At 44.3% G+C, this 23,305-nt stretch carries 22 protein-coding genes; 10 read left to right on the top strand and 12 right to left on the bottom strand.

Annotated features, from left to right (window positions below; all coding sequences use genetic code 11):
• Positions 1 to 46: 46 nt before the first annotated feature.
• Positions 47 to 1,813, bottom strand: a complete 1,767-nt coding sequence (locus tag BLW16_RS19345; RefSeq protein ID WP_090559525.1) for a sensor histidine kinase — start codon at positions 1,811 to 1,813, stop codon at positions 47 to 49.
• Positions 1,814 to 1,958: 145 nt separating this feature from the next.
• Between BLW16_RS19345 and BLW16_RS19350 the strand changes: the two genes are divergently transcribed.
• Together BLW16_RS19350 and BLW16_RS19355 are read left to right on the top strand one after the other, a co-directional pair.
• A complete protein-coding gene (locus BLW16_RS19350; protein ID WP_090559526.1) occupies positions 1,959 to 2,546 on the top strand; it encodes a porin family protein in 588 nt (195 codons plus the stop codon).
• A 109-nt stretch (positions 2,547 to 2,655) separates the two neighbouring features.
• Positions 2,656 to 2,934, top strand: a complete 279-nt coding sequence (locus tag BLW16_RS19355) for a hypothetical protein (protein WP_090559527.1) — start codon at positions 2,656 to 2,658, stop codon at positions 2,932 to 2,934.
• A gap of 6 nt (positions 2,935 to 2,940) precedes the next feature.
• Here the strand turns inward: BLW16_RS19355 and BLW16_RS19360 are convergent, their stop codons facing one another.
• From BLW16_RS19360 to BLW16_RS19370, 3 genes are all read right to left on the bottom strand, one after another.
• Entirely contained in the window at positions 2,941 to 3,849 is a 909-nt protein-coding gene (locus BLW16_RS19360) for a YihY/virulence factor BrkB family protein (RefSeq protein ID WP_090559528.1), read from the bottom strand.
• A gap of 151 nt (positions 3,850 to 4,000) precedes the next feature.
• Complete coding sequence (hppD, locus tag BLW16_RS19365; protein WP_090559529.1) at positions 4,001 to 5,128, bottom strand: 4-hydroxyphenylpyruvate dioxygenase; 1,128 nt, start codon at positions 5,126 to 5,128, stop codon at positions 4,001 to 4,003.
• Between the two features lie 58 nt (positions 5,129 to 5,186).
• Positions 5,187 to 6,353, bottom strand: coding sequence for a homogentisate 1,2-dioxygenase (locus tag BLW16_RS19370; protein WP_090559530.1), 1,167 nt, complete (start codon positions 6,351 to 6,353; stop codon positions 5,187 to 5,189).
• A gap of 317 nt (positions 6,354 to 6,670) precedes the next feature.
• Between BLW16_RS19370 and BLW16_RS19375 the strand changes: the two genes are divergently transcribed.
• A complete protein-coding gene (locus BLW16_RS19375) occupies positions 6,671 to 7,666 on the top strand; it encodes a fumarylacetoacetate hydrolase family protein (RefSeq protein WP_090559531.1) in 996 nt (331 codons plus the stop codon).
• The gene (locus tag BLW16_RS19380; protein WP_090559532.1) at positions 7,666 to 8,559 is read left to right on the top strand and encodes a flavin reductase family protein; all 894 of its coding nucleotides are present in this window, start codon (positions 7,666 to 7,668) and stop codon (positions 8,557 to 8,559) included. The genes BLW16_RS19375 and BLW16_RS19380 overlap by 1 nt, the downstream gene beginning before the upstream one ends.
• Before the next feature lie 4 nt (positions 8,560 to 8,563).
• Here the strand turns inward: BLW16_RS19380 and BLW16_RS19385 are convergent, their stop codons facing one another.
• From BLW16_RS19385 to BLW16_RS19410, 6 genes are all read right to left on the bottom strand, one after another.
• Positions 8,564 to 9,079 (bottom strand): C40 family peptidase, encoded by a 516-nt coding sequence (locus tag BLW16_RS19385; RefSeq protein WP_090559533.1) that lies wholly within the window; start codon positions 9,077 to 9,079, stop codon positions 8,564 to 8,566.
• A 56-nt stretch (positions 9,080 to 9,135) separates the two neighbouring features.
• Positions 9,136 to 9,837, bottom strand: a complete 702-nt coding sequence (locus BLW16_RS19390; protein WP_090559534.1) for an SDR family oxidoreductase — start codon at positions 9,835 to 9,837, stop codon at positions 9,136 to 9,138.
• 2 nt (positions 9,838 to 9,839) lie between these two features.
• Positions 9,840 to 11,624, bottom strand: a complete 1,785-nt coding sequence (locus BLW16_RS19395) for an aromatic amino acid hydroxylase (protein WP_090559535.1) — start codon at positions 11,622 to 11,624, stop codon at positions 9,840 to 9,842.
• Between the two features lie 84 nt (positions 11,625 to 11,708).
• A complete protein-coding gene (locus BLW16_RS19400) occupies positions 11,709 to 12,188 on the bottom strand; it encodes a GtrA family protein (RefSeq protein ID WP_090559536.1) in 480 nt (159 codons plus the stop codon).
• A gap of 72 nt (positions 12,189 to 12,260) precedes the next feature.
• Positions 12,261 to 12,956 carry a CAP domain-containing protein gene (locus BLW16_RS19405; protein WP_090559537.1) on the bottom strand — a complete coding sequence of 232 codons (696 nt, stop codon included), beginning with the start codon at positions 12,954 to 12,956 and terminating at the stop codon, positions 12,261 to 12,263.
• Between the two features lie 151 nt (positions 12,957 to 13,107).
• The gene (locus BLW16_RS19410; protein WP_090559538.1) at positions 13,108 to 14,595 is read right to left on the bottom strand and encodes a glycine--tRNA ligase; all 1,488 of its coding nucleotides are present in this window, start codon (positions 14,593 to 14,595) and stop codon (positions 13,108 to 13,110) included.
• A gap of 125 nt (positions 14,596 to 14,720) precedes the next feature.
• On the opposite strand from BLW16_RS19410, the gene BLW16_RS19415 reads away from it, so the two are divergent.
• The 6 genes from BLW16_RS19415 to BLW16_RS19440 all read left to right on the top strand — a co-directional run bounded on the left by BLW16_RS19415 (position 14,721) and on the right by BLW16_RS19440 (position 20,535).
• A complete protein-coding gene (locus tag BLW16_RS19415) occupies positions 14,721 to 15,428 on the top strand; it encodes an ATP-binding cassette domain-containing protein (protein WP_090559539.1) in 708 nt (235 codons plus the stop codon).
• Positions 15,429 to 15,523: 95 nt separating this feature from the next.
• Positions 15,524 to 16,096, top strand: coding sequence for an outer membrane protein (locus BLW16_RS19420; protein WP_090559540.1), 573 nt, complete (start codon positions 15,524 to 15,526; stop codon positions 16,094 to 16,096).
• Between the two features lie 125 nt (positions 16,097 to 16,221).
• Entirely contained in the window at positions 16,222 to 16,950 is a 729-nt protein-coding gene (gldF, locus tag BLW16_RS19425; protein WP_090559541.1) for a gliding motility-associated ABC transporter permease subunit GldF, read from the top strand.
• A complete protein-coding gene (gene gldG / locus BLW16_RS19430) occupies positions 16,944 to 18,635 on the top strand; it encodes a gliding motility-associated ABC transporter substrate-binding protein GldG (RefSeq protein ID WP_090559542.1) in 1,692 nt (563 codons plus the stop codon). Before gldF ends, gldG begins: the two co-directional genes overlap by 7 nt.
• Before the next feature lie 35 nt (positions 18,636 to 18,670).
• Entirely contained in the window at positions 18,671 to 19,795 is a 1,125-nt protein-coding gene (gene dnaN, locus BLW16_RS19435; RefSeq protein ID WP_090559543.1) for a DNA polymerase III subunit beta, read from the top strand.
• An 86-nt stretch (positions 19,796 to 19,881) separates the two neighbouring features.
• Positions 19,882 to 20,535 (top strand): VTT domain-containing protein, encoded by a 654-nt coding sequence (locus BLW16_RS19440; protein ID WP_090559544.1) that lies wholly within the window; start codon positions 19,882 to 19,884, stop codon positions 20,533 to 20,535.
• On the opposite strand, the gene BLW16_RS19445 is transcribed toward BLW16_RS19440, so the two are convergent.
• Entirely contained in the window at positions 20,513 to 21,406 is an 894-nt protein-coding gene (locus BLW16_RS19445; RefSeq protein WP_139298360.1) for a zinc dependent phospholipase C family protein, read from the bottom strand. The genes BLW16_RS19440 and BLW16_RS19445 overlap by 23 nt on opposite strands.
• Before the next feature lie 37 nt (positions 21,407 to 21,443).
• Complete coding sequence (gene hscA, locus BLW16_RS19450) at positions 21,444 to 23,273, bottom strand: Fe-S protein assembly chaperone HscA (protein WP_090559545.1); 1,830 nt, start codon at positions 23,271 to 23,273, stop codon at positions 21,444 to 21,446.
• Positions 23,274 to 23,305: the final 32 nt, after the last annotated feature.

Raw genomic sequence — 23,305 nt, forward strand, 5'->3', positions numbered from 1 at the left:
CAGCATTACCTTAAGAAATATTAAGAACCCCTTCCAAGGGGTTTTTTTATAGGTCAATCCGTGGGATCCTGAGGTTAAAAGTAGTGCCTTTACCCAACTGGCTTTCCATCGTGATGTAGCCCCCGTTCCTCTCCATGAAATCCCAGCATACCATTAGACCTATACCCGTGCCTTTTTCATTCCTTGTTCCCATACTGGATACATTTTCACCCTTAAATATCCGCTGAATATTTTCTTCAGCGATGCCCACACCATTATCTTTAATACGAATACAGATATAGTTTTTATCACAATAAGATGCCGAAATCTCGATGTGGCACTGTGGATGACAGAATTTTATTGCATTGCCCAGTAAATTTCTTACTACCATCTGCATCATCAGCAGATCGGCAAAGGCGGTAAGTTCATCATCTAAAGAATGCCCAATGGTGATGCCCTTCTCGGAAGCAGATTTCATGTGATAATTGATCTCCGAAGAAACGAGGGTTTTCATATCGCAAAAATCCCTGTTAATGCTATATCCTTTCAACTGGCTTCTGGACCAGTGGAGGATGTTTTCCAGCAGATCTGTTGTATAGGAAATATCCTTGCTGAGCTTAGGAGAAAGAAATTTGAACTCTTCTGTAGTGATCGTATCATCAGAGATCATCTTCAATACTTCAGTGACATTTAACAGCGGGCCTCTCAGGTCATGCGCCATAATGGAAAATATACGGTCTTTAAGCTGGTTTAGCTTTTGCAGTTCACGGGCCTGCTGCTGAGATTTTAAGGCTTCCTGCCGGAGATTGGTTAAATCCTGAAATTTGATAATGGTAGCGTTCCGGTTAAGCTTGTTTTCATTCAGAAAGGTGACGTCCACCTCCAGGTCGTATTCTCCCTCAGCTGTTTTAACCAGTAATTCTGTTTTTCCCGGCGTATGTTTTTCGAGGAACTGGCTCAGCCCCGGCTGGCCGGGCAGTATTTCGCTGATGTATTTGCCAATGATCTCTCCGGACTTAGCGGCAGGAGTGTATTTTTTAAATGCGGAATTGTAATCAATGATCCTGTTCTGATGATCCAGTACTACAAATCCGTCACGCATCAGTTCCAGCACCTTTTCTCTTGCTATAGGGAGGGTATCAAAAAGCTCGAATCTGTAAATGGCTACAAAGATCATCGTAATGGCGATCAGAAAGGCATAAGGGGTAATATCCAGGTTATGAATTGGTCTCAGTCCCGCCATGTATGACAGGTTTGCCAGCCAGGGGATAAGCGCTCCTGTGAGCACAAGCCTGTTCTGTTTTCGATACACTATATCAGATTTACTGAACTTTTTGATCAGCAGGTAATTCCCTATGGCCAGTAAAATATAAAAGTAAAGGGTGAAAAGATAATAACCCACTCCCGGTACGATCTTGACCATTGGAAAGCTGCCGCTGGTGTCTATACTTATGCTTGTGTAATATAAGTGGTGAAAACTGTTGGTCCATAACAGCAGCAGGGTACACAGCGGTACAACAGTAATCAGGATCTTATTACTGGTTTTCTGCAGCCATTTTCCCTTTCCGGCAAGTACCAGGCAGAATAGAAACCAGTTGAAAGGGAGGGATACGATACCAAGATACTCCACATTGATGAGTAATTTCATTTGAAGCAGGCTCCCGCTGGCAAGTTCTAAGCCGTAGGTGACTGACCAGACGGAATTTGACAGCATCAATAGCCCTACCCTCCGAACAGCACCCGTTTCGTTACTTATAATGTAAAGAGATAACAGAAGCGTAATGCTTCCGAAAAAAACTAATGTGAACGCGTAGATATTAAAATCAAAAGCCATTTAAAGGTTATGTGGCTGTTAAGTGTGACCAGCTAAAACAAATCTATGAAATATGGGTTGATTAATATAAGTCGGTGTAATTTAGTTACAATAAAAAATATTTATAAATTTACCCGATACAATATAAAAATAAAACAGGCATATTATGAAAAAATTAATACTTTCCGCATTATTTATTTGCATCACTGCAATCGCATTCGGTCAGGTTTTACCAAGTTTCCAGTTTGGTATCAAGGGAGGTACGAATCTCTCTAAACTTACAACAGATAATACACTGAGCAGTGACAACCGTTCCGGTTATTACGCGGGTGTATGGGCAAGGATAGGCGCCGCCGGTATCCACTTTCAGCCCGAACTGTACCTGGCAGGAAAAAATACGACACTGACAAATGATGCAGGCCTGGAGAATAAAGTGAAGTTTACCAGTCTGGACGTACCCTTACTGATTGGTACCAAGATCGGTGCTGCGGGTGTAGGTCTGCGTTTAAATACAGGACCTGTAGTTTCTTTTATATTGGATGACAAGCAGTCTTTCGGCAATGCCGCGGGAGATGTTTTCAGGGGAAATTTTAAAAATCAGGCACTGGCATGGCAATTTGGAGCGGGATTTGATTTTGGGAAATTAGGAATCGATCTCAGGTATGAGGCAGGATTGTCCAAAATCGGGAAATCAGGATATGATGACACGAAATTAAATCTGTTTACACTCGGTCTTGCCTTAACGCTTTTTTAGTACCGGTATATCGTATTAGCAAATTAAAAGGGTATCCCACACCGGGTTATCCTTTTTTTTGGCGCCAAATTTGCGGGATTATCATGCCCAACTAAATCCCTGCACAGCTATGAATATCAAAGATTTATTATTAAACGGAACCAGCTTTTTATTGCTCATGAAACAGTATGCTATTGATATCGCAGACATCAAAATTCAAGATGAAGAGCTGCTTGCCGACTACTTTTTTAAACACCCGCAGTTGTCAAAAGAGAGTATCTGTATAGAAGGCAAAAATGAAGACGGAATCATCAACTTCTTTGGTACGCTGCATTATAATTTGTTTAGCAAGCTGGCAGTATTTGAAATGCAGGGCTTTGAGAAGTCGGCCGGACAAGAGCTGAACTAGTGTTTTTTAAACCTCCTTAATTTCATAGTTAAACGCTCCTTTAATTGGGCGTATGGGAGTTTCTTTGGCATCACTCAGCACTTTCACAAAGCAGGCGCCGAAATAAAAGATAAAAGAAGAGTAGAATACGAAGAGCATGATCAGTACAATCGACCCTGAGGCCCCGTAAATATTGCCGATGTTACTTAAGGGCAGGGCGATGCGGAGAATGTATTTTCCGAGTGTAAAAAGAATGCCTGTAAGTAACCCTCCCCGTACAGACGATTTCCATGTGGGACGGCCGCTGGTCAGGAACCTGAATAAAACGCTGAACCAGGTAGTGACAATGATAATAAACAGAATTTGGTTCAGGATCATCAGAAAGACCCTGCCCGCAGTTGGGGCAGCTGTATTGATATAGGGGCCGATAAAGGCCTGAATACTGTCTGTAAGCAAACCAACGAAAAACAATAGACCTGCAATCAGAATAATCACAATTGCCCTTGCCCTGATCTTTAATTTAAAGAGAAAGCTGGAGTGGGCTTTCATCCCGATGGACCAGATCTGGTCCATTGAATTTTTGATCACGCTGAACAATGTTGTGGCTACAAAAAGGAAAAACACAAAACTGATCAGGGTAGCATACCATTTATGATCTATACCCCTGATATTCCGGAGGGTTTGTCTGATCTGTTTAGTACTGCTCTCGTCTAAAATATTGGATAACCGTTCAAAGATTCTTGTAACCAGTATCCTGCGGTCGACAAAAAAGCCGAACAGCCTGATCAGTATCAGTAATATTGGTGGCAGGGCGAAATTGGTAAAAAATGCTGTAGCACCGGCAAGCCGCAGGGGATCATTTTTTTGAAACAGGCTAAATGCCGATCTCAGGTGCCCTGAAAATAATTGTGTTCTTTGGATAATATTGTGCGACATTCCTAATTGGTTACAGCTAACCACCGAAAATACTTAATTTTTTCCAATCCGGGGAACAGAAATTGAATTGACTGCCCCTGAAGATGTATAGCAGGAAACCTTGCGGTAAGGGGGAAGGTAAATGTAGGGCCGTAGCCCTACCTGAAAGGTTTTACAAATTCCCTCTAAGCTCCTGCTCACGTTCCAACGATTCAAACAGGGCTTTAAAGTTGCCTGCACCAAATGACTGGGCGCCTTTACGCTGGATGATCTCAAAGAATAAAGTGGGGCGGTCCTGTACCGGTTTAGTAAAGATCTGCAGCAGGTAGCCCTCCTCATCATGATCTACCAGTATTCCCAGTTCCTGCAGGGGAGCAATATCCTCATCGATGTTTCCAACCCTTTCCAGCAGCGTTTCATAATATGCCTTTGGAGGGGGGCTCAGAAATTCTACTCCTCTGGCTTTCATCTCTGCTACCGTAGCAATAATGTCGTGCGTAGCTACAGCGATATGCTGTACGCCTTCACCCTCATAGAACTCCAGGTATTCTTCAATCTGCGATTTCTTTTTGCCTTCTGCCGGCTCGTTAATTGGGAATTTAACATAGCCGTTTTTATTGCTCATCACCTTACTCATCAGGGCAGAGTACTCCGTATTGATTTGTTTATCATCAAAGGAAAGGATGTTCCTGAAACCCATGACCTCTTCGTACCATTTTACGGCATCGTTCATCCTGTTCCAGCCTACATTTCCCACACAGTGGTCTATATATAACAGTCCGGTGCTTTCGGGCTGGTAACCGCCTTCTACAGCGATATAACCGGGCATGAAGGCCCCGTTGTAATTTTTGCGTTCTACAAAAAGGTGTATGGTTTCCCCGTAGGTATAGATTCCTGCAGTGCGTACCTCTCCAGATTCATCGGTTAAAGTCTGTGGCTCCTGATAGGACCTGGCACCGCGCTTTATAGTTTCTTCATAAGATTTATAGGCATCATCTACCCATAAGGCGAGTATTTTAACGCCATCACCATGTTTCTTGATATGATCCATCACGGGACCTTCAGACTTTAAAGGAGTGCTGAGTACCAGCCTTATTTTTCCCTGCTGCAGCACATATGATGCCCTGTCCCTTAGTCCGGTTTCGGGGCCTGCATAGGCTACGGTATGGAACCCAAAGGCTGTTTTATAAAAATGTGCGGATTGTTTGGCATTCCCTACATACAGTTCCACATGGTCTGTTCCGTTTAGCGGAAGGAAATCCTGAATTGAGGTGTCTTTTTCTACAAGTTGAGTTTGCATGGTTTTGTTTTTTTATTTAATAGTTAGTTGCTGATGTCTTTGGGTTTATACTCCTGGTTTATTCTACATTGATCTGCCAGCTCTTATGGTAGCTTTCATCTTCAATTTTGACGGCATCTTCTGTGAGCATTAGGGGGCGGAAGGGATCGATCATGACGGCCAGTTCCGCTGTTTCCTGTTTACCGATGGATTTCTCTACCGTGCCAGGGTGTGGCCCATGGGGAATTCCCCCGGGATGGAGGGTGATCTGCCCTTTTACCACACTTTTCCTGCTCATGAAATCGCCGTCAACGTAATACAGGACCTCGTCGCTATCCACGTTGCTGTGGTTATAGGGGGCAGGAATAGAAAGGGGATGGTAGTCATATTTGCGGGGTACGAACGAGCAGATCACGAAATTATGGCCTTCAAAGGTCTGGTGTACAGGAGGCGGCTGGTGCAGACGGCCGGTGATGGGTTCGAAATCATGTATGGAAAAAGCCCATGGGTAATGGAAACCGTCCCATCCGACGAAATCAAAAGGATGTGTCCCGTAGGTATACGGATAGATCAGGCCTTGCTTTTTGATCAGCACTTTAAAGTCGCCCAGTTCATCTGTTGTTTCCAGGTCTGAAGGTTTTCTGATGTCGCGTTCGCAGTAAGGGGAGTGTTCCATCAGCTGTCCATATTCATTTCTGTACCTTTTAGGGGAGCGGATAGGGCTGAAGCTTTCTACAATAAACAGCCGGTTTTGTTCATCATCAAATTCCAGCTGGTAAATGGTGCCCCGCGGAACAACGAGGTAATCGCCGTAGGCAAAACGGATCTTGCCAAATCCCGTTTTTAAGGTGCCTGAGCCCTGATGAATAAAGATTACCTCGTCTGCCTGGCTATTCTTGTAGAAGTAATTCGTCATGGATTTTCTTGGTGCGGCAAGGGAGATGTGCAGGTCACTGTTCACCAGTACGGGTTTCCTGCTTTGCAGATAATCATCTTCCGGGGCAATGTTAAAGCCGATGAGCGAGGTATGCTTCAGGTGTTTTTCCCTGGCAATTTTCGGCTCCACGGAATAGGGTTCGCCCAGTGATTTTACAATGGTGGGGGGATGACAGTGATAGACAAGCGAGTACAGGCTTGAAAATCCTTCTGTGGATACCAGTTCCTCTGCATAAAGTTCGCCGTTTGGTTTACGGAAAACGGTGTGCCGCTTTGGCGGAATGGTACCTAAAGTATGATAAATAGGCATAACTATAGGAATATATATTGGTTAAAATATCGGGGGATATAGCAAACGTGAAAACGTTTATATGCTCAGCTTGGGGGAAAACTTAAATGGAATACTGCGCAAAAATGAGTTTAGAAAGCATAGCGTACCTGAATGAAGCCAAAACCTGGCTTGCGATACGATCCTGATATTTTAGGTTGCTGTTCGTCATAATTGCGTGTGCTAATTTAAGAATTAAATTAGCAGTAATCAAAATTATCCTTACATTCTAATTGTTGTAGATTTAATCATATTCCAGCTAAAATATCTAGCTTTGATCTATACCAAATAATAACCAGATGAAACTAGTATCATACAAAACAGAGGATAGAGAGCACCTGGGTGTTTTCGTAAATGGTCACATTTATAACCTGAATTCCTGTGATAAGCAGATACCGAATGACATGAATTCTTTTTTAAAGGATGCTGAAGTACTGATGGAGCGCGCTTTAAAAATTGACGCAGGGATCAAGTCGGGAGCAATAGAACCTAAAGAAGAAGCCTTCTATGAGGTAATTGCGCCGGTGCCGCACCCTTCCTCCTGCCGTGACGGCTACGCTTTTCGCCAGCATGTTTCTACTGCACGAAGGAACAGGGGCCTGGAGATGATCCCTGAATTTGACCAGTACCCTATATTTTACTTTACAAACCACAACGCTATCAGCGGTCCCGGAGAAATAGAATGTATGCCGGATCATTTTCAGCGGCTGGACTTTGAACTGGAGGCAGCCATAGTGATTGGAAAAAAGGGGAGGAATATTACCGCCGCTGAAGCAGACAATTATATTGCCGGTTACATGATCATGAATGACATGAGTGCCAGGACGCTGCAAATGGAAGAAATGATGTTAAACCTTGGCCCAGCAAAGGGGAAGGATTTTTCTACAGTAATTGGCCCATGGCTCGTTACACCTGACGAACTTGAAGCTTACAAAGTTGCCACTAAAGCAGGTCATACAGGGAATACCTACAATCTGAGCATGACTTGCAGGGTCAACGGAAAACAGGTGTCGGCAGGCAATATGGCCGATATGGACTGGACATTTGCAGAAATTGTGGAACGCTGTGCCTATGGTACAGCTATTTTGCCAGGGGACGTGATTGGCTCAGGAACCGTAGGTACGGGCTGTTTTCTCGAACTGAACGGAACAGGTTTGTTAAATGATGCAAACTACCAGCCGCAGTGGCTGGAGGATGGTGATGTGGTAGAAATGGAGATCACCGGCCTTGGCCGTTTGAGCAATACCATCCGTAAGGCCGATTCTGACTTTTCTATCTTAGCACTGAAAAAATAATGATTACCCTTAATGTCTCCGATCTGAGCCCTGCCCAACTGCAAAACTATATGCATTATGCAGTTGCGCCGCGGCCTATATGTTTTGCTACTACCATTGATCATGCTGGAAATATCAATTTAAGTCCTTTCAGTTTTTTCAATATGTTTAGTACCAATCCTCCGTTATGTATCTTTTCTCCTTCCCGGAGAGTGCGCGACAATACGAACAAACATACGCTGGAAAATATCCTTCAGGTAAAGGAATGTGTGATCAATATTGTCAATTATCCGATGGTACAGCAGATGAGCCTTACCAGTACAGACTATGCAAAAGGCATCAATGAGTTTGAAAAGGCAGGTTTTACCATGCAGGCCTCACAGCTGGTAAAACCACCCCGCGTAGCAGAAGCTCCTGTGCAAATGGAATGTATCGTGCAGGAGGTGATCCACCTGGGGGAGAATCCCGGTGCGGGAAACCTGGTACTGGCAGAAGTGAAACTGATCCATATCAGGGAAGATATCCTGGATGAGGAGGGAAAGATTGACCAGGCGAAGATCGACCTGGTGGCACGTCTGGGGGGCGACTGGTATTGCCGCGTTACGCCTGAAAGCCTTTTTAAAGTGGCCAAGCCATTAACTACAATGGGTATTGGTGTAGACGCATTGCCGCATCAGGTCAGGAATTCTTATGTACTTACAGGAAACGATCTGGGCATGCTGGGTAACCTGGAGCAAATTCCTTCTGAAGAGGAAATAGAGATGATCAGGAATACTTTTGAAGTAAAAGAAATACTGGATGCCACGATCGGCGATGCTGTGAACCGCCAGCGTGAACTACATGAACTGGCCAGGGAAATGCTCAAAAACGGAGAGATATTGAATGCACTGAAAGTTGTTTTGCTGGAAAGCTGAAATACTACAGAATACTCACCGCTCTCAACAACCTGCTGCGGTAATAGGCGTTGAGCGTGGTAATGGTTACACCATGTGCCCTGCCTGATGTGGAATGGATAAAGTGTATGGTATCTCCTTCAATATCGGCGATAATGCCGACATGTCCCACTACCCGTCTCCGGGGGTTAGTACCCGTAAACACCAGTACGTCGCCTACTTTTGCGTTTTCCAGTTTGATGGGAGTACCAGCCACGTTAAATTCTGTAGAAGAACGCGGAACATCAAACCCGAAATTGTGGAACACATAACTTACAAAGCCGGAACAGTCAAACCCGATGGATGGATTGCTGCAGGCATAACGGTAGGGTACACCAATCATGGTTTTTGCAAAGCTGATCAGTTTCCCCCCGGGAGTTTGTGGTGTAAACCGGGAATTGAGTTTTTGAAGTAATTCTTTATACTTGGCAGGCACGGTCTGTGCTTTGCCGGCGGTGGCAAACAGGGCTGTAAAACAAAATAAAAGAAGTATTTTTTTCATGCTCTGCCCTAAAGATATTAAAATATTCTTCAATAGGACAAATGTCTCAAAAAAAATTATGGGGTAGTCACAGCTACAGGGAGGATCTTTCCATTAAAGAATTTATGCCCGGTAGCTGCAAAATCTGCCACGTACTTACCCATTTCAAAGGCCATTACGGGCGACTGGTATCCTGGAAATGCCAGCTCCAGCATTTCTGTCTGTGCTGAGCCCAGGGCCAGGCAATTGATTTTGACCCCGGTTTCTGCAAGTTCAAAGGCAAGGCATTCCGTAAGTGTGGCCAGCGCGCCTTTGCTCGTAGAGTAAGCCAGAAGACCGGGAAATTTGATACTTCCCTGGAAGCCTCCCATACTGCTGATGTTCACAATGTGGCTGCCGGCCTGCATCAGCGGCAGCAGATTTTTGATCATGTTAAAATGACCCGTCACGTTGCCCAGGAACATGTCGTTCATATCCTCTGCAGTTGTTTCGGTAAAAGGTTTATTGATCAGCTGCCCTGCATTATTGATCAGGATATCTATCGTTCCCAGCCGCTGCTGTAAAAAGGGAACAAGGGCAGCGTAATCATCATGTACAATATCGAATTCTACAGGCAGCAGCGTGCAGTCGGGATTGATACCCCTTGCAATTTCCAGCAGTTTCCTTAATTTATCGGCCGATCTTGCAATACAGACTACTTTATTCTCAGTCTTTAAGGTAAACTCCAGTGCGGTCTCGAAGCCTATTCCGCTGCTTGCTCCTGTTAATACGATATTCATCTTTAATCTTCCTCTGTGATTAGTTGTGTAACCGGATTTGCAATTACATGCAGCCCGTCATTGATCAGTTTTTTATGGTCAGGCTCATTGGAAGCTTTCATTTCCAGGTAAATCCTGACATCTTTTTCCAGTTCCGGATAAGCGCCTGTATAGTGGAGTATCTCTAGTATTTCAAGTGCACAAAGCCAGTCCTGGCGGTAGGATGTTTTTAAACGTTCAAATAAATCCGGCAGCTGCTGCAGGTTATCCTGCGTTTCCCTGATTGTCCTTACGGTTTTGTAGATCTGGTGTAATGTCGCTGTGGCAGTGTCATAAACCACCTTTTCTGTTTGTTTCCCGCTGATATGGGTGATCTCTTCATAGGCTTCTTTATCGGCCGCCCCGTTGAATACCGAGACTATTTTTTCACCTACGGCCATGTCATACGTGCCCCATTCCGGTTGAAAGAGAACATTGCCATTACTTTCTTTTACTGTACAGTCATCAAAAGTAATGAGGATGATTTTATCTGCAGCCCTTGTTACTGACCTCACCGTTCCGCTTACCCGGATGCCGCTGTCAAAAATCAGCTCAGTTGCTTTTCCTTCTTCAACAGTAATGGCCTTTAGTTCTTTATCACTAAAATCTTCAAGTGGTTTTACCTCATTTGTCAGTTTGCCAACAGGCGATGAAAAGCCATCTTTATGGTATATTTTGTGATGGCCTTCAAGTTGTTTATCGCCCAGGGCAAGTGCTGAAGGGCCTGTGGTTTTGATAAAGGTCAGTTCATCCCTCTGGTCAATTCCCATATCACTGAATACCCCTGTCACCTGCAGCCCTGAACTGTAAACGGCTGTAGCCGGGTTCCGGGATTCCATTGCTTTGATGATACTTTCTGTGCCTCCTTTTCTGAAGGCCATGGTATCTGCAAATTGTTCCAGTACATCGATCAGGTTCTGAAAGGTCTCTGTGACGAATAACTGGGGTTGTGTTTTAGTAATATCATATGCATAGTTGATCGTGTCTATCGTGTAAGGGATCTTCTTAACGGTGTCCATCATGCAGGAGGCGCTCTCCCCAATTGACGAAAGCAGGCCCGCACCATATATCTTAGGGTCAGACAGGCTACCGATCAGTCCGTATTCCACTGTCCACCAGTGAAGGCGACTCAGCAGGGCCATTTCTGACGGGTCGCCCATATTGTCTGCGATCTGCTGCAGGTTTTCTTCGGCCTTCGCAATTTCATATTCGGGTACGTCTACTGCCTCCTTTAAAATTGACAGCGCACGGATAGCCTCATACAATTCGAAATCTTTAGCCGAAAACATTGCTTTTGCCCCGATAGAACCAATATAACTCAGGTAACTGTTGTAATCTGCATCTGCAATGATCGGTGCGTGGCCGGCCGATTCATGAATGATGTCCGGCGCCGGTGTATACTCAATGTGATTGATCTGCCGGATATCTGCGGCTATAACCAGTACACGGTAGGCCTGGTATTCCATAAAGGCTGCAGGGGGTATAAAACCATCAACAGTTACTGCACCCCAACCCAGTTTACCAAGATTGTTGTTCATCGTTTGCAGGTCCGGAATATATTCAATGCTCAATCCTGCACGCTGCAGCCCTTTGATATAGGGATAATAAGCAACATCTTTCAGATAGCTGTAGTTCTGACGCATTACATAACGCCATACTGCCTGATCTACGGATGTATATTTTTCATAGTTCTGATCCACAATGAACTGCCTCAGATGCCTGGGCAATCCTGCTACCTGCGGATTATTAAAATTATTGAAATCGCTCATAACCAATTTATATTTGTGCCCTCTAAGATAAGCCTGCCGGCAGGATTTAGCAAGGAACGGGCTGCCCTTTTACTTTACGGTGATTTATTTTTTAAGCCTGAAAGAGAAGTGCGTTTGAATAAAATAACTGGCTAGTGCCAATACGATTGTCGTAATGAATTTAGAGATGGTTGGATAGAAGTGAAAAGTCTCCACCATGATCTTGATCATGGCAAAGTTGAGCATCATATTGGTGCTCACCACAATGCCATACCTGAATAGCTGTATCCGGCCTTTAAGTTCAGATTTGGTAAATACGAGGTACTTGTTTAATGTAAAACCGATGATAAACGTTAAGGGAGCCTCAATGATCAGCGTTGCTACAGGGGCTGTAATCATCTCCGGAGGAAAAGATAATATGATATCCTGCTGGTGGAGCACATAATTATAGATCAGAAAGTATAAAATGATTCCGCTGGCGGTATTCGTGCCACCAGAAACGATATACCTGAAGGTATGGATTGATAACCATCGTGAAAACGGCGGGTAAAAGAAATCAATAAATCTGAGGACGGCTTTTCGCATGTGTAATATCGGATATCCGGTAAAGGCCTGCAATTTAGGGATAGAATATCATTTCCCGAAATTATGAGGTGATTACCGGGCAGCGGGTGCCGAAATAAAATCAATGACTGCACAATACCTGTATCCCGGATGGGTTTTAATATTTACTCCTACAAGGCTCAGGTTGTATCCGGTTCCCAATATCGTTTTTCGGTGCCCTAAATCAGGCACATTTTTATCCAGCAGCAGCATACATACGTTGGCCAATCCTTTTGAAAACCCAAAGGCCAGGTTTTCTGCCATTGCCCTTCGGGGATAAAATTTGGAGATCCTGTCCTTTACCGTTCTGCCATCACTGGAATTATGACCGGCCTTATTATTTTTGCTCAGGTCTTTTGCATGTTGCTGTGCAATCCAGGTGAGTGTTTCATCAGGACTAAACAGCGGCAGTCCTTTAATCTCCCGGAGATCCTGCTCCAGCCCCCGGTAGTATTTGTCCTTGCGGTTTACCTTCAGGTCGTCATAATTACTATAGCGCTGCATATCTATATTGTAGGCATTGGCAAAATCCTGGAAGAATGTATTGAAAAATTTCTGTCCGTCTGTACGTGCGAGATTCATATAAAAGATGATCTTTTTTTCTTCCTCGTTCAGATAATCAGTGTTTCTGGCGGTGTTAGCATTGTCGAGTTCTTCCTGGGTCCAGATATTATCGGAAGTGTAAGATTGTGCATTTACATGGCCGAGACCAAAAAAAAGCAATAAGAAAGCAATGGGGATGAATTTCATTTATGGTTAGCGTCGGTATCGGGTTTTAGATCTCTATCCCTCCATAACAATAATAAGACCATTTGCTGCAGAAATAGTTTAATGGCTGTTCGTAAACAAAAAGACCCGCCGGGTTTTGCCGGCAGGTCTGTATTGTATATGAACGCGTATCCTATGATTTCCTGAGCAGGTTTTTCCAGCTCACCCTGCTTTCGATCAGCTCATTCAGCGCCGAAATTTCTACTCTTTGCTGCTCCATGCTGTCACGGTGGCGGATCGTTACGGTATTGTCTTCCAGCGTCTGGTGATCAATGGTGATGCAGAATGGTGTTCCTATTGCGTCCTGTCTGCGGTAGCGTTTTCCGATAGAGTCTTTCTCTTCATAAACCACATTATAATCCAGCATCAGGTCATCCATGATTGCCTGTGCTTTCTCCGGCAGGCCGTCCTTTTTCGTCAATGGCAGGATCGCTGCTTTGATCGGTGCCAGGCAAGGGTGTAAATGAAGAACAATACGGCTATCTGTTTTTTCGCCCTCGCTCAGGTCCTGCTCTTCAAAAGCATTGATCATGGTAAGGAGGAACATACGGTCCAGGCCGATCGATGTTTCAATGACGTAAGGGATATAATTTCCATAAGGCTTGCCATCTTCATTCAGGTCATTGTCAAAATATTGCATTTTCCTGCCTGAGAACTCCTGGTGCTGCGTTAAATCGAAGTTGGTGCGGCTGTGTATACCTTCAACTTCTTTAAATCCGAACGGGAACTCAAATTCAATATCAACTGCTGCATTGGCATAGTGCGCCAGTTTCGCATGGTCATGGTATTTATATTTTGCAGGATCTGTTCCTAAAGCTGTATGCCATTTCAGACGGGCTTCCTTCCAGTAAGCATACCACTTCATTTCTTCACCGGGGCGGACAAAGAACTGCATTTCCATCTGTTCAAATTCGCGCATACGCATAATGAACTGACGGGCAATCACTTCATTCCTGAAAGCCTTGCCGATCTGTGCAATCCCAAAGGGGATCTTCATCCTTCCCGATTTCTGTACATTCAGAAAGTTTACGAAGATACCCTGTGCCGTTTCCGGGCGAAGGTAAACTTCTTCGGCACCTTCCGCCATGGCACCAAACTGGGTGCTGAACATCAGGTTAAACTGGCGTACATCGGTCCAGTTTTTTGTACCGCTTACAGGACAAGCGATCTCATGCTCCTCGATTAGTTCTTTAAGCCGGGGAAGGTTCTCCGCTTTAAGTGCTTCATCCATATCGGCCTGAAGTTTTGCTGCTTTATCTGTTTTTCCGTCTTTTTCATAACGGGCAATTTTATCTTCTAATAACTGATCGGCACGGTAACGTTTTTTCGAATCTTTATTATCGATCATAGGGTCACTAAACCCGTCTACGTGGCCGCTGGCTTTCCATACTTTAGGGTGCATAAATATTGCAGAGTCAATCCCTACGATGTTTTCATGCATTTGTACCATAGATTTCCACCAGTAGGTTTTGATGTTGTTTTTTAATTCGGCGCCCATTTGACCGTAGTCATACACGGCACTTAATCCATCATAAATTTCGCTGCTTTGAAATACGAAACCGTATTCTTTAGCGTGGGAGATCACATTTTTAAATTGTTCGTCGTTATTCGTTTTGGCCATAATACTGCAAAGATAGAAAGTTGAGGGTAATTTTGACCGAATAAGTAAGGACTAATTATTACTTTTGAAAGGGATAGCGGTTAAAAAGGCTTTTTCCATATCAGGACAGATTATAAATTCAGGCATTGAGTATACAGGTAGAAGGTTTATCTAAAACGTACGGTCAGCAAAAGGCTGTCGACAATATCAGTTTTAAAGCCGTTCCCGGCAAAGTACTGGGCTTTTTAGGCCCGAATGGCGCGGGTAAGTCTACTACAATGCGGATGCTGACAGGTTACCTGAAGCCAACGGCCGGCAGTGCGAGCCTTGGTGGCTTTGACACACAGCGCCAGAGTCTGGAGATGAGACGCATTCTCGGGTACCTCCCCGAAAACACACCCTTGTACACAGATATGTATGTCCGCGAATTCCTGACCTTTATTGCTGACACCTATCAGCTGGAAAAACCGGGCATTAAAGTAAAGGAAGTGATAGGCCGGGTGGGGCTTGGCGACGAGCAGCACAAGAAGATTTCCATGTTGAGCAAAGGATACAAACAACGGGTAGGCCTTGCACAGGCAATCATCCATGATCCCCGTATACTGATCCTTGATGAACCTACCACAGGACTGGATCCCAATCAGCTGACAGATATCCGCGAGCTGATCAGAAACCTCGGTAAAGATAAAACTGTGATATTGTCTACGCATATCATGCAGGAAGTAGAGGCTTTATGCGACCAGGTAGTGATCATTAACAAGGGAAAGATCGTAGCTGATTCTTTACTTAATGAACTTAAAACCAAACATCATACTGACTCTTTGGAGGAAATATTCAGGAGTTTAACAAACTGATACATAGTATTTTGTTGAACAACTCTCATCTTTGGCCAACTTTTTGTTTAGGTATTTACGGGAGAGAAATCCCGCTAACTAAATAAAAAACAATTATGAAAAAGTTATTTTTACTAACCGCAATCGCCGGAATATTTGCATTCTCAAATGTTTCTGCACAGACGAAAGATCCTGCAATGACTGGCTCCAAAATCGGAATCGGTGCAGAATTTGCCTTCCCTACAGGTAACTTTGGTGACGCTTACAAATTGGGATATGGAGGAACTTTACAGTTCCAGACGCCAATCATAGAAAAATTGAATTTTACCGCGTCTGCGGGTTATCTTACCTTTAGAGGTGAAGATATCGCCACTGTTGGGGGAGTAACATTTAGAAATGCAGATCTAAACGTAATACCAGTAAAAGCAGGTATCAACTATTTTCTGGCAGAAAACATTTATGTAGGTGGTGAGCTGGGTGCTGCCTTCGGTACCGGTGATAATTCAAAAACCTCATTCGCCTATACTCCGCATATTGGAGTTGAATTTCCGGTATCTGACAAAGGATCTATCGATCTGAGCGCAAGATACGAAGAATGGTCAACCAACTATGATGGGCCGGGTAACACCAACTTTAACTTCAAATCGAGATTTGTTGGGTTAAGACTGGCATATAACTTCGGTTTATAACCAACTAACTTAGAATAGTGAAAGGCAGCCTGTATTCCAGGCTGCTTTTTTTTTGCTGTTTTGCGAATAGAGAATGGTTTCATTTTCCCCTAAATTATCTAACTTCGGCATCATTATCATTTTTCATGTACGCAGTATTTAAACGCGAATTATTCAGTTTATTGAATTCAATGATGGCATACATCACCATTGGTGTCTTCTTACTAGTCTCCGGATTACTCCTCTGGTTTTTCCCCGATACCTCTATCCTGGAATACGGTTATGCTGAACTCAATGGTTTTTTTAGTCTCGCGCCGTTCCTGTTTATATTCTTAGTTCCAGCGCTCACCATGCGGTCATTTGCCGAAGAACGCAGGGAGGGGACGTATGTTTTACTGGCAAGCAGGCCATTAACAGACTGGCAGATCATCCTGGCAAAATATTTTGCCTGCCTTACCCTGATCATATTTGCCTTGATCCCTACCTTATTGTATTATTATTCCATTATGCAGCTGGGCATGCCGAAAGGCAATATTGACGGAGGCGCGGTTGCAGGTTCCTACATCGGGCTATTACTGCTTGGTGGCGCATTTGCTGCAATAGGTATCTTTGCTTCATCCCTTACCAAAAACCAGGTCATTGCTTTTGCCCTTGCTGTGTTTCTGTCGTTTATCGCCTACAGCGGATTTGACGCATTGGGCAAGATCTTCGCCCCGGGTATTCCGGAAGATATTTTTGTATGGCTCAGTGTGAACGAACATTTTCAATCGATGAGCCGGGGAGTACTGGACACGCGGGACCTTGTATATTTTATTACTTTCATGTTATTGTTCCTGGGGATGACTAAGCTGGTGATCGGGGGTAGGAAATGGTAAATGCGGGAAATAACAAATGGCTGAAGCCAATCCTTTTCATCATTGTATTGGCGGGGCTGAATATCGCCGCCCGGTATAGCTATACACGTTTTGATTTTACCCTTGAAAAGAGGTTTACATTACATCCAAAATCGAAGGCTGTCCTGGCTAAGGCCGATCAGCAAATTACGGTTACTGTATTTTTAGATGGAACCCTTCCGGCAGCATTTAAAAGGCTTAAAAATGCAACATCGGATTTGCTGAACGACTATAAGGCAAACTCAGCGGTGAAGATCAAAGTTGTTTTTACAGATCCCCTCAATGGGCTGGACCAGCAGGCGCAGGACACCGTTTTACAAAACCTGTATGCTAAAGGCATAGAGCCAACCAGTCTGAATATCAAAAATGATGCTGGCTTTACCCAAAAGACAGTTTTTCCGATGGCCATCGTACAGGCAGGAGACAGGCAGGTTCCTGTTAAGCTTCTACAAAATCTTGATGCCGCGGGGAACTATGAACAAAACATCAATAACTCTATCCAGAACCTGGAATACGTTTTCACTTCGGCAATTAAAAAAGTCAGTACGGGTGAAAACCCAAGGATCGGATTTACCGAAGGCAATGGAGAGCCTGCCGATCCTTATCTGAGCGATGCGATCAAATCCCTTTCTGACAGTTATGAGGTGGGGAGGGTAGACCTGAACCTGATCAGCAGGCAGGGGCTGGATAAATTGAAGGTGCTGTTTATCACTAAACCCCAGAAAGAATTTTCTGAAGCCCTGAAGTATAAGATCAATTATTTTGTAATGAATGGAGGCAGGATCGTATGGAGCCTGGACCAGGTCAGTGCAGACCTGGATAGCCTGAAAGGCAAAGGGCAGCAGCTGGCCTTTAATAACAAGCTGAACCTGGATGATATGCTCTTTATGTATGGGGCAAGGATAAATTATAACCTGGTGGCCGATCTGAACTGTGCTGAAATACCGCTGGCCATGGGTGGCGGCGGCGGACAGCAGCGTGATATCCAAATGGCACCATGGGTATATTATCCTGTGCTGATTCCGCAGGCTTCCGTCAGCCTGGTAAAAAATATTGACGGGATACGTACGGAATTTCTGAGTACTGTAGACACCATCGGAGTAAAGGGGGTTCGCAAAACATTCATCCTGCAGACATCGCCATACCATATAGAACACAATACACCAGAGGTATTATCCTTACAGACTATTGCTGAGGCACCGGACCAGCGTTTGTATCTGCACCCGCCAAAAAATGCAGCCGTATTGCTGGAAGGATCATTTCCTTCAGTGTTCCTGAACCGGCAGGTCCCGGCCGGAATTACCGAAGATTTCAGCAGCGGAGCACTTAGCAAACCTACCAAAATGATCGTCATCGGAGACGGTGATATCTTCAGAAATCAGGTGAGCGGACGTGACGGTTCCGTTTTTCCTCTGGGATTTGACCGTTATACACAAAGAAATTTCGGAAATAAGGCCCTCCTTTTAAATATTGCAGATTACTTGTCTTCAGATGATAATCTGATTGATTTGCGAAATAAAGAGGTCAGGGTGAGGCTACTGGATAAACAATTACTGCGGGCACAGAAGTCTGAATGGCAGCTGATCAATCTGATTCTGCCCTTATTACTGTTAATATTGTTCGCAATTTTTCAACATTATTACCGCAAGTATAAGTATGCAAGGTAATTTTTATATTTTTGAGAATTGACCAGATCATAATTATGAGATTTATTGTATCCACATCAACACTTTTAAAACATTTACAAACAGTTAATGGTGCCTCAAGCAGCAGTACTGTTTTGCCGATACTGGAAAATTTCCTTTTCGAGATTAAAGATGGTAGCCTGACTATTTCTGCAACTGATCTGCAGACCAGTATGACCACATCTTTACCAGTGGAGTCAAAAGAGGGCGGAAAAGTAGCTGTACCGGCAAGGATCTTATTAGATACTTTAAAAACACTTCCTGATCAGCCGATTTCATTCAATATTGATGATACTTCATTTTCAATAGAGATCAGCGCAGGTGATGGAAAGTATAAGCTGAGTGGTGAAAATGGAGATGATTTTCCTAAGATCCCTACAGTGGAAAATGCCTCTTCGGTAAACCTTCCTGCCTCGGTGTTAACAGAAGCGATCACCAAAACCATCTTTGCGGTAAGCAGTGACGAACTCAGACCGGCAATGACAGGCGTTTTTTGCCAGTTATCTGATCAGTTTATCACCTTTGTGGCTACTGATGCACATAAACTGGTAAGATACAGGCGTATGGACAGCAAGGCTGATAAGACAGCTTCATTCATCCTGCCAAAAAAAGCACTGACTTTACTGAAAGCAGCTTTGCCTTCAACTGATATCAATGTTTCTGTAGATTATAATGCTACCAGCGCATTCTTTAAATTTGAGAATATCAACCTGGTTTGCCGTTTAATTGATGAGCGTTATCCTGATTATGAAGCAGTAATTCCTGCGAACAATCCCAATAAACTGATTATAGACCGGGCCCTGTTCCTGAATACTTTACGCCGTGTGGTTATTTTTGCCAATAAAACTACCCACCAGGTAAGATTAAAAATCAACGGAAGTGAATTAAACATATCTTCTGAAGACCTGGATTTTGCGAATGAAGCGCATGAGCGCTTAAGTTGCCAGTATGAAGGTGAAGACCTTGAAATTGGCTTTAATGCACGTTTCCTGATCGAAATGCTGAGTAACCTGGGAGGCGAGGAAGTAACACTGGAACTTTCTACACCAAACCGTGCAGGATTACTGATCCCTCAGACGAATGATGAAAATGAAGATGTTCTGATGCTGGTCATGCCTGTCATGCTGAATAACTATAACTAAAAAAAAAGATACTACCTTTGAACGTCATTATGCAAGACTCCATTATTCTTTCGTAATGACGTTTTTTTATAAGCAAGATACTACCTATGGATATCATTAATCAGCTCATACAATTTATTCTGCATACAGATGTAGAACTAGTTAAACTCGTAAGTAGCTACCAGACCTGGACCTACCTTATTTTATTTCTTGTCATCTTTGCCGAAACCGGATTTGTGGTAACGCCATTTTTGCCGGGTGACTCGATGCTGTTTGCTGTGGGTGCGCTGATCGCGAAGGGCGGAACCGGATTGGATATCTGGTTGATGTTCTTTCTGTTGACTGCCGCAGGTATATTAGGCAATAGCCTGAATTACCGCCTGGGAATGTTTTTCGGTGTTCAGGTTTTCAAAGAGAACAACAAGATACTGAAGCTTGAATATTATAATAAATCGCACATGTTCTTTGAAAAACATGGGGGCAAGGCGATCATCTTCAGCCGTTTCTTACCGATTATCAGAACAATTGCCCCTTTTGTTGCCGGTGTGGCAAAAATGCCCTTCGGTAAATTCACCTATTTTAATGTACTCGGAGGAATAGCCTGGATTGCTACGTTGCTTTTTGCGGGCTTTTTGATGGGTCAGATTCCGATTATCAAAAACAACTTCTCAGCAGTTATTGCGTTCATCGCCATTGTTACTTTTGCACCTGTAGTTTTTGCAGCCGTAAAATCTATGTTCAAAAGTAAAGAGGTTGTTTAACACCATGCATGTTTTCCAGGGTTGGCTGGCCTGCATCAACCCATGCGGAATACCAGTAGGAACCCACTGCCAGAATTGCCGCACGCATCTGTTTTTCCACCATATGGTTTAACCGGTTATGGTATTCATTTGAATATTCAAATGAATACTGTTTCGTTACCTGTCCGTTTCGTTTGGTGTAGCCGTATTTGCGATAGGAAGGGAAAATATGGTTTAGATGAGACTCTACCGTTAGCGTGCTGTCAGCGAGACTGTGGGTATGCGCAATGATCTTCCACGCTTCTTTGAGCGGGTCCTGAATATAAACAGCCCTTCCCACGAGGAAATTGTACTTTTCTGAGAACAGTTCCGGCAGTCGGCTTTCCCAGAAGCCATGGATGCCTTTCTGATTGCTGAGTTGCCCGTCATGATTTTCGCTGGTATGCAAAGGAACATGGGCATCACTGAGATAGTGGCCAAGGTAAGTGGAGTTGATCAGTATCCTGGCAGAATCCCTTTGTTTAAAAGCATTGACCAGCTTGTAATAGCTGCGCTGGATCTGCCAGGGGAGAATACCATTTTTATATAGTTTTTTTCTTCCGTACTTTTTTACTGCATCTTCCCATTTTCGGGGGATACTGTCCACCACCGTTTCATATACTTCAGTATCCAGGTAATGCCCCGGTGCTTCTGCCGTATCGGCGTAACGGCGTTTATCCGGATCGGTAGAATGATTGGTGATATAGTCTATGTTGTACTTATAGAACCTGGTCATTCCTGAAGGAACGGTGAAAACAGCCAGGTGATTGATCTGCATGTGGGCAAAGAAACCCCAGGAGCAGCTGAGGAGCCCGGCTGCCAGAAATGTTAAGCAAATGAAAGTCCTTTTCATTTGCTTAAACTAATGCCGGGAGGCAATATGTTGGTAATTAATCTGTCTTTTTTCCTCTCATGGCCTGTGCAACAGCCTCTTCCATTAAGCGCTCCGCAAAAGGGCGGGTAAACTCGTTCAGCTCAGCGGATTTTTTAAGGATAAGGTCCTTATTACCTGAAAGCAGTGCCTGTTTCAGCGCCCCGGTCTGCAGTTTGGTTTCATTCAGTTCCATCGAATTCAACAGGTATTTATTCCTGCCGATAAACTGCTCTGCAGTAAATAAGAGTTGTTCACCTGCTGCTCTTGCTTCGATCAGCATTCTTTGTGTGACCTCTGATTCGGCATGGGTAACGCTGTCCGTAAGGCCATAACTCGGCCTGATATCTATTTCCTGTTTCACACCCGAACGCAGTTCAGTAGCCTGCACGGTCAAGATCCCGTCTGCATTCAGCACAAAGTTGATATGAACTTTAGGAACTGCGGCGGGCATCGGAGGAATGCCTTTCAGCTCAAATTCGGCAAGTTTCCGGTTTTCCTTTACCGGGCCGCGCTCTCCCTGGAAGACAGAGATCTTCATATTTACCTGGCCATCAACAGAGGTGGTGTATTGCCTGCCTGCTTTGGCAGGTACTTTTGCATTTCTGGGAATGATTACATCCATTAATCCGCCAGTGGTTTCAATTCCCAGTGAAAGCGGGGTTACATCCAGCAAAAGGATATCCGGACGGTTACCGGCAAGGATATCGGCCTGTATGGCTGCACCAAGGGCAACCACCTCATCAGGATTGATGTGATCATGTGGCGGGCGGCCAAAGAATGCCGCCACCTGTGCTTTTACATAAGGTGTGCGGGTAGAACCACCTGCCATTATCACGTCGTCGATATCCTTAACTGTTAAGTTAGCATCTGCCAGGGCTTGTTTGCATGAATTCAGCGTCCCGGCAACTTTAGAGGCAATCAGCTGTTCAAAAGTTTGCTTATCCAGCGTACACCAGATGTCGCCCAGCTTTTCGTTGAACAGGTTCTGGCTGCTCAGGGCTTTTTTGGCTTCTTCAGCTTTAAGGCGTAGCTGCTGCATCAGAATATTGTCAGCCTTTAGGACTGCGGTGTCCAGTTTGTTATTTTCAATCCAGTAATGAACAATTGCCCGGTCAAAGTCATCTCCGCCGAGGAAGGTATTTCCGTTGGTGGACAGAACTTCAAAAATACCGTTCTGAATGGCTAGTATGGAAACGTCAAACGTTCCTCCGCCAAGGTCATACACAGCAATTGTTTTTTGCTCGGCAGGGTCCAGGCCGATGCCGTAAGCCAGACTTGCCGCGGTGGGCTCATTGACGATCCGCAGTACATCCAGTCCGGCCAGCCTGCCTGCATCTCTCGTTGCCTGTCGCTGGCTATCATTAAAATAGGCAGGTACAGTGATTACCGCCCTGTTCACAGGGGTTTTCAATGCATGTTCTGCCCGCTTTCTTAATTCTTTTAAGATCTCGGCCGACAATTCAATAGGCGTATAGAATTTATCGCCAGCCTGTATCTTTACCAATGAATCATTATTGTCGTCAATCAGTTTATAGGAAAACGTATCCTGTTTTTCAGCAACATCCTTATAGGAGCGGCCGAGCAGGCGTTTCACTGAAAATATAGTGTTTGCCGGATCAGTAATCAGAAATTCCCTGGCCTCATTCCCCACCAGTGGAACACCGGCAGCATTGAAATGCACGATTGAAGGAACCAGGAGGCCTTTGCCTGTATCATTGATCACTTTCGGGTTTTTGTCAGGGTCAATAAAAGCAACAAGGCTGTTGGTCGTTCCTAAATCAATACCAACAATGATCTCTGGTTGCTGTAATGTACCTGTAGCCAGGTTAATCGATATCTTTGCCATGAGAGCAAATTTAGGAATGTTTTAATGTTCTT

The sequence above is a fragment of the Pedobacter hartonius genome (assembly GCF_900107535.1).
GTDB lineage: Bacteria > Bacteroidota > Bacteroidia > Sphingobacteriales > Sphingobacteriaceae > Pedobacter > Pedobacter hartonius.